Here is a 12,997-nt window from a genome sequence, read left to right as displayed (position 1 = left end):
GCATCCGGATCTCAGCCACGGCCGCCACCCGCCCCCACGCTCAGGTCGTCCTCGGTCGCGGCCGCCGTGTCCGGATCGACCGGCACGCCGTCCGGGCCCAGCCGGATGATCCGGTCGGCGGCGGCGAGCACCGAGGTGCGGTGCGAGATGACCAGCAGCGCGACGTCGGGCGCCCAGGCCCGCAGCCGGCGCAGGATGGTCGCCTCGGTCGCCGCGTCCACCGCGGCGGTGACGTCGTCGAGGATGAGCACGTCGGGCCGGCCAAGCAGGCCGCGGGCGAGCGCCAGCCGGCCGGCCTGCCCGCCGGACACGCTCGCACCGCGCTCGCCGAGCTCGGTGTCGTAGCCGTCGGGCAGGCTGTCGACGAAGCCGTCGACGGCGGCGACCTCGCAGGCCGCGCGCAGCGCCGCGGCGTCGGCCTCGCGCCCGACCCGCAGGTTGTCGGCGACGGTACCGGCGAGGATCAGCGGCCGCTGCGGCACCAGGCCGACACGGGTGGCGAGCTCCAGCCGAGTGACGCGGCGCAGGTCCACCCCGCCGAGGCTGACGGTGCCGGTGGCCGGATCCTCCAGCCGGCACAGCAGCCGGGCGAGGGTCGTCTTGCCACTGCCGGTCGGCCCGGTGACGGCGACGAACTCGCCGGGGGCGACGTGCAGGTCGACCGGGCCGAGCACCCGGCGGCCCTCCCGTACGGCGGTGACGCCGCTGGCCGCCAGCGCGGCGCCCGCGGGCGGGCTCTGCGCGTCGGCCGGGTCGTCGTCGGTGACCGGGGTGTCGAGGACCTCGGCGATCCGCTCGGCGGCGACGCGGGCCTGGCCGCGTTGGGACAGCAGGTCGACGGCGATCGTGACGGCGAGCGTCAGGGTGGTCATCCACGAGGTGAAGGCGACCAGGCCGCCGATGGTGAGGTCGCCGCGCAGGGCGGCGGTGCCGCCGATGGCGAGCCCGGCGGCGATCGCCAGGCGCGGCATCGCCGGCGGGACGGCCGTCCACGCCGCCGAGATCCGCGCGGCCGCCATCGTGTGCTCGGTGAGCTCGACGCTGCGCTCGTGATGGCGGCGCACCAGCTCCTCCTCGCCGCCGATGCCGCGCACGGCGGCGCTGGCCGACAGCAGGTCCTCGACCGCGTCGGCGCGGGCACCGAACGACGCGGACAGCCGGGTGCTGGCCCTGTCGAACCGGCCGGGGAAGTACGCGTTGGCGAGCGCCACCAGGGGGATCGCGAGCACCGCGACGACCAGCAGCAGCGGGTCGAGCAGGGCGAAGGCGGGCAGCACCACCGCGATGGTGACCACGATCCGGACCCAGATCGACAGGCTCTGCACCCACAGCCGGACCAGGTCGACGTCGCGGGTGGCCCGCATCGCCAGGTCGCCGTGGCCGTAGCGGGCGAGCGCCGGGCGGTCGAAGGCGGCGACCCGCTCCACCAGGGCGGCGCGCAGCGCGTGGGCGACACGGGCCGCGGCCCGGCCGGACCACAGCATGCCGCCCCAGCCGCCGACCGCGAAGACCACCGCGACGAGGACCGTCGGGACGGCCCAGGTAAGCGTGCCGTCCACCGAGCGGGCGGTGATGCCGCGGTCGAGCGCCCGCTGCACGCACCAGGGCAGGGCGAGCATCGCGCCCTGCTGGAGGACCGTGGCCAGCCCGCCGAGGGTGAGGTTCCCCCGCTGCGCGCGCAGCCCCGACCGCAGCAGCCGGTTACCCGACGAGCCCTTCAACCAGCACCATCCCACCGGATCGAGCCCGCGCCGCCGGCCGGCCGCACGGCCCGCGCGGCCGGCGGCTGACGGGCGACCTTACCGTCCCGAAATTTAGGTAAAACTAACTTAAGGCTCCGGGGTGCCGTCAACCTCCCGCGACCGCGACTGCGGTCACGGTCGCGGGCTGCGCGCAGGCGGCGCTGGCGGCGCTGGCGGCGCTGGCGGAGTCGACGGCGCTGGCGGAGTCGACGGCGCTCGCGGAGTCGACGGCGCTCGCGGAGTCGACGGCGCTCGCGGAGTCGACGGGCGCGGCCGGCATGGCCGGTGCGGGTGTCGCCGGCCGGGAGCGCAGCGGGATCACCAGCGGGGTCCCCGACTCGGGGTCGGTGATCACCCGGCAGGCCAGGCCGAAGACCTCCTCGACGAGCTCCGCGGTGACGATCTCGGCCGGCGGGCCCTGGGCGACGATCCGCCCCGCGCGCATCGCCACCAGGTGGGTGGCGTACCGGCTGGCCTGGTTGAGGTCGTGCAGCACCGCGACCAGCGTGTGCCCGGCGTCCGTCAGCAACTGCTCGCACAGGTCGAGCACCTCGACCTGGTGGGCGATGTCGAGGAACGTCGTCGGCTCGTCGAGCAGCAGGATCGGCGTGCGCTGGGCGAGCACCATCGCGAGCCAGACCCGCTGGCGCTGCCCGCCGGACAGCTCGTCGACGGCGCGGTCGGCGAGCTCGGCGACCCCGGTGCGCGCCATCACCTCGCCGACCACCCGCTCGTCCTCGCGCGACCACTGGCGCAGCAGCCGCTGGTGCGGGTAGCGGCCGCGGGCGACGAGGTCGGCCACGGTGATGCCGGCCGGCGCCGTCGCCGACTGGGCGAGCAGGCCGAGCCGGCGGGCGACCTCCTTCGTCGGGTAGGACGAGATCAGTTCACCGTCGAGGTGCACGGTGCCGGCCTTCGGCCGCAGCAGGCGGACCAGGGCGCGCAGCAGCGTCGACTTGCCGCAGGCGTTCGGCCCGACGATCACCGTGAAGGCGCCGTCGGGTATCTCGATCGCCAGCTCGCGGGCGACCACCCGCTTGTCGTAGGCCAGCGTGAGGTCGTGCGCGCTCAGCCGCGTCATCGGCCGGTCTCCCGTCGTCGTCCGCATCCTGCGCCTGGCGCCGGCTCGCAGGCCCGTGCCCGTGCCCGTGCTCGCGCTCGGGCTCGTGCCGGAGCCCGCGCCGGGCCGCCGCCCCGCGCCGTCACGCCCGCCCCCGCTGCCGCAGCAGCAGGACGGCGAGGTACACGCCGCCGACCGCGCTGGTCGCCACCCCGACGGGCAGCTGGGTCGGCGCGAACAGCCGCTGGGCCGCCAGGTCGCTGACCACGACCAGCGCGGCCCCCGCGCACGCCGTGGTCACCAGCGGCGGCGACGCCGCGGCGGTGAGCCAGCGGGCCAGCGGCGGCGCGGTGAGTGCGACGAAGCCGATCGGCCCGGCGGCGGCGGTCGCCACCGCGGCCAGCGCCGCCCCCACGGCGATCAGCAGGATCCGGCTGCGGCGGACGTCCACGCCGAGCGTCCGCGCGGTGTCGGTGCCCATCTCCAGGTAGGCGAGCCGCCGGCGCTGCGCCAGGGCGAGCGGCACCAGGACAGCGAGCGCGGCGGCGAGCGGGCGGACCTGCTCCCAGCCGCGGCTGTTCAGGCTGCCGAGCAGCCACACCTGCGCGGCGACCGCGTCGGCGAGGTCGGCGCGGGTGATCAGGAACGAGTTCACCGACGCGAGCAGGGCGGCCACCGCGATGCCGACGAGGACCAGCCGGGTTGGCGCCACCCCGCCCCGGTTGGCCAGCCCGTACACCAGCGCGCCGGTGAGCACCCCGCCGGCGACCGCGCCGAGCGACGCCTGCGTCGCGTCCCCGCGCAGCACCAGCAGGACGATGATCGCCCCGGTGGCCGAGCCGGTGGTGAACCCGAGGATGTCCGGACTGCCGAGCACGTTGTTCGACACGCTCTGGAAGATCGCCCCGCTCAGCGCCAGACCGGCGCCGACCAGCAGCGCCGTGAGCAGCCGCGGCAGGCGCAGGGAGTTGACGACGAAGTCGGTGCCGCCGTCGGCGTGCCCGACCAGCGCGCGCAGCACGTCCGGGACCGGGACCTCGTAGTCGCCCGTGGTGAGGGTGACGACGCCGGCGACGATCGCGAGCACGGCGAGTCCGGCGCTGATCGCGATCGCCCGCGGGAAGATCCGCAGCGACACGGTGTCCCCGCCGAAGCGCCGCACCCGGTAGCGGACGCCGTGCGGGTCCGGTCCCGGTCGCGTCACCGTGGGCGCCGTCACGGCCGGGCCAGCCGGGTACGGCGGCACAACACGACGAAGACCGGGGCACCGACGATGCCGGTGACGATCCCCACCTGGAGCTCGCCCGGTGCGATGACCACCCGCCCGAGCAGGTCGGAGCCGATCAGCAGGATCGCGGCGAGCACCGCCGAGTACGGCAGGACCCAGCGGTGGTCCGGGCCGACGAGCGCCCGCGCGACGTGCGGCACGGCGAGGCCGACGAACATGATCGGCCCGGCGGCCGCCGTCGCCGCCCCGCTCAGCAGGATGATCGCGAGCGCGCCGGCGAGCCGGGCCTGGTTCAGCCGGACACCGAGACCGCGGGCCGACTCGTCACCCAGGGCCAGGGCGTTCAGCGGGCGGACGAGGGCGAGCGCCAGCACGAGGCCGGCGAGGACGAACGGGCCGGTCGCCCGCAGCGCACCGGTGCCCGTGACGGTGAGCGAGCCGACGTCCCAGAACCGGAAACGGTCGAAGGTGCGCACGTCGAGCAGCAGCACGGCGTTGACGAACGCGCCCAGCACCGCGCTCGCCGCCGCGCCGGCGACCACCAGACCGGCCGGCGTCGCCGCGCCCCGCCCGGCGGTGCCCAGCAGGAAGACCACGACGGCGGCCACGCCCGCGCCGGCGAACGCGAACCACACGTACCCGGCCGGGCTGGTCACGCCGAAGATCGAAATGCCGGCGACGACGGCGGCCGAGGCCCCCCAGTTGACGCCGAGCAGACCCGGTTCGGCCAGGACGTTGCGGGTGAGCGCCTGGGCCAGCGCGCCGGCCACGCCGAGCGCGGCGCCGACCGTGAGCCCCAGCAGGGTGCGGGGGATGCGCAGGTCGTGCACGACCAGTGCGGCCTGCGAACCGTCGTTGTGCCACAGGACGTGCCACACCTCGCCGAACGGCAGGTGATTCGCCCCCACCCACAGGCTGAGCAGGCAGGTCCCGGCCAGCACGACCAGCGCGGCCAGCAGGCCGAGGGCCCGCCCACGCGCGGCGGCCGGCACGCCGACGGCCACCGAGCCGGGCGGCAGTCGCGCGGCATGTGGCGGGGGATGTGGCCCGGGATGCGGCGCGGGATGCGGCGCGGTCGCGGCGCCGGCCGGGATCGGCTCGGCCGGCCGACCCTGCGCGACAGCACGCACCGCATACCTCGCAATCCTTTGCCAGCCAGTTGGCTAAAGGTAGGTTAACCTGCCAACCAGGGAAGCTACAGAGTCGACACGCCCCTCGTCCAGAGGTAGCCCTGCGTCACCATCCGACCGCCACCGGCGAGCCCCGGGCGGCAGATCCGCGAAACCATTCCGGGCACGGCGACACATACGGCGACCAGCACATCCGGCCGGCCGGAGCTTGACAGGCCGGGAGCCGACCCCCGAAGATGCCTTAAGTTAGGTTTCCCTAATTAGTCGGAGCGTATACTTACCGTTACCCACGGAAGAGTCGGCGCGCCCAGGCACCGGAGGATTCGGCAGTGGCAAGACGTCCGGCGTCCGCGGACATCGGCATTCTGGATATCGTCGGAGTGGGATTCGGTCCGTCGAATCTGGCGGTGGCGATCGCCGCGAAGGAACACAACGAGAAGGTCTCCCCCGACGCGGCGCTGCGCGTGTCCTTCCTGGAGCGGCAGTGCCGCTTCGGCTGGCATCGCGGGATGCTCCTCGAGGGGGCCACCATGCAGGTCTCCTACCTCAAGGACCTGGTGACCCTGCGCGATCCGGCCAGCGACTTCAGTTTTCTCACCTTCCTGCACCGGCAGGGCAGGCTCGTCGACTTCATCAACCACAAGACGATGTTCCCGCTGCGCCAGGAGTTCCACGACTACCTGGAATGGGCCGCGGGCCGCCTCGACGACGTCGTCGACTACGACCTGCGGGTGGTCGACCTGCGACCGGTGCTCGTCGACGGGGAGATCGCGCTGATCGACGTGGTCGCCGTCCGCGGTGACACCGGGGAGACGGTCGTACGCCGCGCCCGCAACGTCGTCATCGCCGCCGGGCTGGAACCGAACCTGCCCCCCGGCATCGACCTGTCCGAGCGGGTGTGGCACAACCACGACCTGCTCCACCGGGTGGCGAACCTGCCGCCGGCGGTGCGGGACCGGTTCGTGGTGGTCGGCGCCGGGCAGAGCGCGGCCGAGGTCACCGAGTTCCTGCACACCCGGTACCCGGCGGCCCAGGTCGTCGCCGTCTTCGCTCGCTACGGCTACAGCCCGGCGGACAACAGCGCCTTCGCGAACCAGATCTTCGACCCGTCCGCGGTCGACGACTTCTACGACTCCCCACCCGCGGTGAAGGAGATGCTCAGCACCTATCACCGCAGCACGAACTACTCGGTGGTCGACATCGACCTCATCGACGAGCTGTACCGGCGGGTCTACCAGGAGAAGGTGCACGGCCGGGAACGGCTGCGCCTGCTGCGCGCCTCCCGTCTCACCGACCTGCGCCGTCTGGACGACGGCATCGTCGCCGACGTCGAGTTCCTCCCGACGGGCCAGCGGGAGAGCATCGAGGCGGACGTCATCGTGTACGCCACCGGCTACCGCTCCCGGGACACCCGCACGGTCCTCGGCACGATGGCCGGGCACTGCCGCCGCGACGAGACCGGCCGGCCCCTGCTCGGCCGCGACTACCGGCTGGCCACCGAGACGCCCGCCCAGGCCGGTGTCTACGTGCTCGGCGCCACCGAGCACTCGCACGGCATCTCCTCGACGCTGCTGTCCAACGTCGCGGTGCGCGCCGGCGAACTGGTCCGCTCGGTCACCGAACGGCGCGCGGCCACCGCGGCCGCGGGCGGCGGCGACCCGGCCCCGGCCACCGACCACGACCTCGAGGCCGACCTCGACGGCGGACTCGACGGCGAGCTGGACGCGCTCGCCTCACGCTGACCGCGCCCGCACCCCGGCCGGGACCCGGGGCCCTGGGTCCGGCGCCCACCCACAGCACACCCAAGGAGCAGCGACGTGCGTGTCGTCATGTTCGGCTACCAGACCTGGGGACATCGCACCCTGCGGGCACTCCTCGACTCGGAACACGAGGTCACGCTGGTCGTCACCCATCCGCCGAGCGAGCATGCCTACGAGCGGATCTGGTCCGACTCGGTGGCCGACCTCGCCACCGCACACGGCGTGGAGGTCGCCCTGCGCGCCCAGCCCGACGACGAGGACCTCATGACGCTGCTCAAGGCGGCCGACCCGGACGTCATCGTGGCGACGAACTGGCGCACCTGGATCCCGCCGCGGATCTTCGAGCTGCCCCGGTACGGCACCCTGAACGTCCACGACTCGCTGCTGCCGGCCTACGCGGGCTTCTCCCCGTTGATCTGGGCCCTGATCAACGGGGAGAAGGAGGTCGGCGTGACCGCGCACATGATGGACGCCACCCTGGACGCGGGCGACATCGTCCTGCAGCGCCGCGTCGCGGTCGGCCCGCGCGACACCGCGACCGACCTGTTCCATCGCACGCTGGAGCTGTTCGGGCCGATCACCGTGGACGGCCTCGCCCTGATCGCGTCCGGCCGCACCGACTGGACGCCGCAGGACCGTTCGAAGGCCAGTTTCTTCCACAAGCGCGCCGCCGAGGACAGCCTGATCGACTGGACCTGGTCCGCCGAGGAGCTCGACCGGCTCGTACGGGCCCAGTCCGATCCGTACCCCAACGCCTACACCTACCGGCGCGGCGAGCGGGTGCGCGTCGTGGCGGCCCGCGTCTCAGAGGGCCGCTACGGCGGGACGCCGGGCCGGATCTTCTACCGTGAGGGCGACGGTGTGGTGATCGTCGCCGGCGCGGATGCCCGTCGCGGGCGCAACCACGGCCTGGCCATCACCCGCGTCCGCCTCGACGACGGCACCGAGCTGCCCGCCCTCGACTACTTCACCACGATGGGCGGCTATCTCACCCGCCAGCCCTGAGCGAGCCCGCCCTCGGCGCGTCCGGCGGCGGCAGGTCGATGCGCCAGGGCACGCTGATGACGACGACGCCGGGCTGGAACAGCAACCGGGCCTTGATCCGCAGGGCGCTCTGGTTGTGCAGGATCTGCTGCCACCAGCGATTGACCACATATTCCGGGATGACGACGGTGACCACGTCGCGGGGGCCGGCGCGGCGCAGCGAGCGGACGTGGTCGAGCACCGGGCGGGTGATCTCGCGGAACGGCGAGTCGAGGATGCGCAGCGGGACGTCGAGGACGTGGCGTTCCCACTCGTCGCACAGCGCCTGTGCCTCCTCCCGGGACACGGCGACCGTCACCGCCTCAAGGTCGGTCGGGTTCAGCGCGCGGGCGTAGGACAGTGCTCGGACGGTCGGCAGGTGCAGCCGCGACACCAGGACGATCACGTGGTTGCGGCTCGGGCGGGTCAGCCGGACCTGGTCCGGCACCCGCAGCGACGCGGCGAGCCGGTCGTAGTGGCCGCGGATGCCCCGCATCAGCCCGAACAGCACCGGCATCGCCACCACCACGATCCAGGCACCTTCGAGGAACTTGCTCAGCAGCACGATCACCAGGACGAGCGCCGTCACGCCCACCCCGACCGCGTTGATCGCCTGCGCGCGCCGGAGGCGCCGCCGCCCCGCCGCGTCCACGGCCTCGCCACCGGCACCGGCACCGGCACCGGCACCGGCCAAGCCGCCATCGCCCGCACCCGCCACACCAGCACCAGCACCAGCACCAGCACCAGCACGGTCGCCGTTCTGGGCCAGCTCACGCTGCCAGTGGCGGACCATGCCGGCCTGGCTGAGGGTGAACGAGACGAACACGCCGATGATGTACAGGTGGATCAGTGACTGCGTGTTCGCGTCAAAGACGGCGAGCAGCAGCCCGGCCGCCGCCGCGAGCAGCACGATCCCGTTGCTGAAGACCAGCCTGTCACCCCGGTTGTACAGCTGGCGCGGCAGGTAGCGGTCGCGGGCGAGGATCGAGGCGAGCGCCGGGAAGCCGTTGAACGCGGTGTTCGCGGCGAGGACGAGGATGCCGGCGGTGAACACCGTGTTCCAGTAGAAGAGGAAGGTCCGGCCGAACACGGCGGCGCTGATCTGGGAGATCGCCGTCGGCACGGCGGCGCCCGCCGGCAGCCCCAGGTAGTCCGCGCGGTTCTCGGCCATGTGCACATGGCTGACCAGTCCGAGGATCGTGATGCCGACGAACATGCTGACCGCGAGCAGCGCCATCCCCGCCAGGGTGGCGGCCGCGTTGCGGCTCTTCGGCCGGCGGAAGGCGGGCACGCCGTTGCTGATCGCCTCGACTCCGGTCAGCGCCGTGCACCCGTTCGCGAACGCCCGCAGGATGAGTACCACGGCAAGCAGGCCCGTGGTGGAGCTTGTCGCGCGCAGCTGGTAGTCGGCGGTCTCGGCACGCATCGGCTCGCCGGCGATCCCCCGGTAGAGCGCCCAGGCGAACATCAGGTAGATGCCGACGACGAACCCGTAGGTCGGGATCGCGAAGATACGCCCCGATTCGCGCATCCCGCGCAGGTTCATCAGCATCAGCAGGGCGACGAACCCGAGCGAGATCGGCAGTGCGTGGCCGGCGAGGCTGGGCGCCGCGGAGATGATGTTCCCGACGCCGGCGGCGACGGACACGGCGACGGTGAGCACGTAGTCGACGAGAAGGGCGCTGGCCGCGGCGAGCCCCGCGGTGGCGCCGAGGTTCTCGGACGCGACGACATACGCTCCGCCGCCGTTCGGATAGGCGTGCACCGTCTGCCGGTAGGACGCCACGACGATCAGCAGGGTCAGCGCGACGGCCGCCGCGATGTACGGGGCGACGTGGTACAGGGCGAGTCCGCCGACGGCGAGCGCGACGAGAATCGACTCCGTCGCGTACGCCACGGAGGACAGCGGGTCGCTGCAGAACACGGGCAGCGCGAGCCATTTCGGCAGTTCCGTCTCGGCGAGCCGCTCGCTGCGCATCGGCCGCCCGACGAGCAGCCGCCGGACGAGGTCAGTGGCCACCGTCGCCTCCCACGGACCGGGACGCCCAGGACGAAGGCGGAATGAGGTCGCGCATCGGACTCCCGGTTCGATCGGAACACGTCGGTGGGAGTCAACCGCGACGACGCTCGCGGTGCCGGATTCTCTAACAGGATGCTAACGCCGCCCCGCGATCCCTCCGGCGACGCTCACACCGATCTCGCCCGTGTCGCACGCCGCGCCGATCACCTCATTGCCTGCCCGGCGATTCCGGTTCACCATCCGCCCCCCTGAGCGGAAATGTCTCGACCAGGCTCCACCCCTCGTCGTAGGCCACGATCCACACGTGGTCGGCCGAACTAGTGAGAGGTAGGAACCGGCGCACCCGCGCCGCGACCGCGGCGCCATCGTCGGCCGCCAGGCCCATCGCGAGCGTGACATGCGGAGCCGGGTCGGCGCCGAACCTGCCGCCGTAGGGCACCACCTGCGGCCACCGCGCCCGGAGCCCGGCGACCAGCGGCCGCAGCGCCGGCACCGGCAGGTGGACGAATCCCGGCGCGGGCACCACGTCGAGAAACTCCACCGCGATCGGCCGCGTCCGCGCGGCGAACTCCCGCAGCCACCCCAGCACCTCGTCGTCCACCACGGACGCGTCGAGGAACGGGTACAGCAGCGACACATGGGCGGCGACACCCTGCCGAACCGCCTGCGAATGACTACTCGCCACCTCCTGCAGCAACCGATCGGCGACCGGTACCGGAACCACCACCGCCGTCTGCCCTCGCGTCGGCACAGCACCACCTTTCCCTCGTACAGGGCCACGAAAGCCCAGTATCGCCGCGCTCCACCGACGTGCGCGGCGGCCGGCGCTGTCGCTGCGACGACCCCGGCGACCCCTGCCCTCTACCCGGGCCGCTGGGATGGCGTGATGGCCTGGTCGATCAGGGTCTTCGCGAGTTCGTGGGCGTCCTGGACGGGCCGGGTGTCGTTGAGTGAGGTCGAGAGCGCGCGGGCTCCTTCGAACAGCAGGGCCAGTTGCCGCGCAAGGGTTTCCGGGTCGCGGGCGCCCGCTTCGGCCGCGACCTCGGCCAGGCGGTGGGTGAACGTTCGTTTGTGCTGCTCGACCAGTTCCGCCACCTCGGGCATGGTTCCCGCGGTCTCGACGGCGGCGTTGTGGAACGGGCAACCGCGCACGACCCCGTCCGGGGGAGGCGCGGGTTCGAGGAACAGCGCGAGCAGTCGCGCCCGCGGATCGAGATCATCGCGCGCCAACTGTGCCACGGCGGGCACCGGGGTCTCGGTGATGAAGCGCCGCAGATAGGCGGCGACGATCGCATCCTTGCTGGGGAAGTGCTGGTACAGGGTGCGGGTGGACACGTGCGCCACGTCGGTCAGCCGGGCGATGCCGGTGGCGTGAATGCCGTCTCGCGCGAACAGTTCCGCCGCAGCCCGCAGGATGCGGTCCCGCGCGCCACGCCCACCCCGGTGGATCGGCTCGATATTGGTCACACCTCCAAGTATAGCGATCATTTTACTTTCGACGGAGGATCGACTACCGTCAAACACAATGATCGCTGTACTTTGCGGGAGGGCATCATGCGATACCTGACCTTCGGCCGCGGCAATGGCCTACGCGTCTCCGAATATGCCCTGGGGGGCGGGAATTTCGGCACCCGGTGGGGCAGCGGCAGCGATCTCGGGGAGTCGGCCCGGATGCTCGACCGGTTCGCCGCCGCGGGCGGCACCTTCATCGACACCGCCGAGACCTACCAGGCTGGGGAGTCCGAAGAGATCCTCGGGGAACTGCTGCCCGCGCGGCGGGACCAGTTCACGCTGGCGACGAAGTTCGCCGTCGGGACGGGCCCCGCCGCGGGCGTACAGGGCACGGGAAACTCTCGCCGGAACATGGTGCGGGCGGTTGAGGGCAGCCTGGCCCGGTTGCGCACCGACCGAATCGACCTGTTGTGGGTGCATTTCCCGGACACGGTCACCCCGGTCGAGGAGATCGTGCGCGCGCTGGATGATCTGGTGCGGGCCGGGAAGATCCTCTACGCGGGGCTGTCGAATTTTCCGGCCTGGCGTACCGCGCGCGCTGTCACGCTCGCGGAGGTGCGTGGCTGGGCCCCGATCGTGGGCGTGCAGTTCGAGTACAGCCTCGTCGAACGTTCCGCCGATCGGGAGATCCTGCCGATGGCCGAGGCGCTGGGCCTGGGCGCGACACTCTGGTCGCCGTTGGGTGGTGGGCTGTTGACCGGCAAGTACCGGCACAGCGCGGAGGGCCGGCTCACCACGTTTGGGCAACTGGTCCACACCGAGGACACCGCGCAGAAGAGCGTGGTGGTCGACACGGTACTCGAGGTTGCCGGCGAACTCGGGACAGCGCCGGTGCAGGTCGCGATGGCGTGGCTGCGGCACCGGGCCGCGATCGCCACGACCGGACTGGTCCCGGTGATCGGGCCACGCACCGTGGCCCATCTGGACGCCTACCTCGCGGCCCTGGACGTTCGGCTGAGTGAGGAACAGTACCAGCGACTGGAGAAGGTCAGCCGGATTCCACTCGGCCAGCCCCACGAATCGGTGGCCGCCACCACCCCGACACTGCTCGGCGGCCCGGGCGTCGACTTCCGACCCCCGATCGTGCCCGTCGCCTGAGGAGAAAACGATGGTGACCAGGTAGGCCGGAGGCGTCCGGCGGGGCCGGAGGCGTCCGGCGGGGCCGGACTGAGGCCGCGGCCGTGCCGTCGCTCGATACCGATCGGCTCAGCGGGCTGATGAGTGAAGAGGTCGGCCGCGATCGACGGGCAGCTTGCGGCGGCTCGGGCCGTGTGGAGGGTGATCCGGCGTTCGATAGCGTCGCGGCTGAGCGGCCGGCCGGTGATGGTGGGGCACAGCGGGTCGCCGGGATTCCCGGCGCGTTCCGCAACGCGCCGTGAACGGCACCGGCCACCGGCCGACCCAACCCCCTGCCAGCCGGCCTCCGGCAACTCGACCACTACCTCGACCGCCTCCACCTCGCCACCGGCACCCTGGCCGTCTTCGACCAACGCCGCGGCGACGCCAGCCCGGGCAGGTCCGA

General features: G+C 72.8%; 11 protein-coding genes. 4 read left to right on the top strand and 7 right to left on the bottom strand.

All coding sequences use genetic code 11. The features are described 5' to 3' along the window. Positions 1-11: 11 nt before the first annotated feature. From AC6EXY_RS18460 to AC6EXY_RS18445, 4 genes are all read right to left on the bottom strand, one after another. On the bottom strand, positions 12-1,721 hold the full coding sequence (locus AC6EXY_RS18460) for an ABC transporter ATP-binding protein (RefSeq protein ID WP_101835240.1): 1,710 nt from the start codon (positions 1,719-1,721) through the stop codon (positions 12-14). 127 nt (positions 1,722-1,848) lie between these two features. Next, positions 1,849-2,823 carry an ABC transporter ATP-binding protein gene (locus AC6EXY_RS18455; protein WP_499817587.1) on the bottom strand — a complete coding sequence of 325 codons (975 nt, stop codon included), beginning with the start codon at positions 2,821-2,823 and terminating at the stop codon, positions 1,849-1,851. A gap of 121 nt (positions 2,824-2,944) precedes the next feature. After that, positions 2,945-4,006 (bottom strand): FecCD family ABC transporter permease, encoded by a 1,062-nt coding sequence (locus AC6EXY_RS18450; RefSeq protein WP_101835258.1) that lies wholly within the window; start codon positions 4,004-4,006, stop codon positions 2,945-2,947. 11 nt (positions 4,007-4,017) lie between these two features. Then, positions 4,018-5,160 carry a FecCD family ABC transporter permease gene (locus tag AC6EXY_RS18445; protein ID WP_499817588.1) on the bottom strand — a complete coding sequence of 381 codons (1,143 nt, stop codon included), beginning with the start codon at positions 5,158-5,160 and terminating at the stop codon, positions 4,018-4,020. Between the two features lie 329 nt (positions 5,161-5,489). Between AC6EXY_RS18445 and AC6EXY_RS18440 the strand changes: the two genes are divergently transcribed. Beyond that, entirely contained in the window at positions 5,490-6,902 is a 1,413-nt protein-coding gene (locus AC6EXY_RS18440) for a lysine N(6)-hydroxylase/L-ornithine N(5)-oxygenase family protein (RefSeq protein ID WP_499817589.1), read from the top strand. A gap of 75 nt (positions 6,903-6,977) precedes the next feature. After that, positions 6,978-7,925 carry a methionyl-tRNA formyltransferase gene (locus AC6EXY_RS18435; protein WP_101835246.1) on the top strand — a complete coding sequence of 316 codons (948 nt, stop codon included), beginning with the start codon at positions 6,978-6,980 and terminating at the stop codon, positions 7,923-7,925. Here AC6EXY_RS18435 and AC6EXY_RS18430 read toward each other — a convergent pair. From AC6EXY_RS18430 to AC6EXY_RS18420, 3 genes are all read right to left on the bottom strand, one after another. Then, positions 7,909-9,963 carry an APC family permease gene (locus tag AC6EXY_RS18430; protein ID WP_499817590.1) on the bottom strand — a complete coding sequence of 685 codons (2,055 nt, stop codon included), beginning with the start codon at positions 9,961-9,963 and terminating at the stop codon, positions 7,909-7,911. The two genes, AC6EXY_RS18435 and AC6EXY_RS18430, sit on opposite strands and share 17 nt — an antisense overlap. A gap of 208 nt (positions 9,964-10,171) precedes the next feature. Continuing rightward, positions 10,172-10,714: a 2'-5' RNA ligase family protein gene (locus AC6EXY_RS18425; RefSeq protein ID WP_165818641.1), complete on the bottom strand. Its 543-nt coding sequence runs from the start codon at positions 10,712-10,714 to the stop codon at positions 10,172-10,174. Positions 10,715-10,824: 110 nt separating this feature from the next. Next, positions 10,825-11,430 (bottom strand): TetR/AcrR family transcriptional regulator, encoded by a 606-nt coding sequence (locus AC6EXY_RS18420; RefSeq protein WP_243408056.1) that lies wholly within the window; start codon positions 11,428-11,430, stop codon positions 10,825-10,827. 87 nt (positions 11,431-11,517) lie between these two features. Here AC6EXY_RS18420 and AC6EXY_RS18415 point away from each other — a divergent pair, with 87 nt between their 5' ends. Then, complete coding sequence (locus tag AC6EXY_RS18415) at positions 11,518-12,573, top strand: aldo/keto reductase (protein WP_101835266.1); 1,056 nt, start codon at positions 11,518-11,520, stop codon at positions 12,571-12,573. A gap of 83 nt (positions 12,574-12,656) precedes the next feature. Beyond that, on the top strand, positions 12,657-12,854 hold the full coding sequence (locus AC6EXY_RS18410) for a hypothetical protein (protein ID WP_165818642.1): 198 nt from the start codon (positions 12,657-12,659) through the stop codon (positions 12,852-12,854). The last annotated feature ends 143 nt before the right edge of the window (positions 12,855-12,997 follow it).

The sequence above is a fragment of the Frankia sp. RB5 genome (assembly GCF_059816245.1).
Note: the sequence above shows the minus strand (reverse complement) of the source record. Positions and strands in the feature narration are given on the sequence as shown.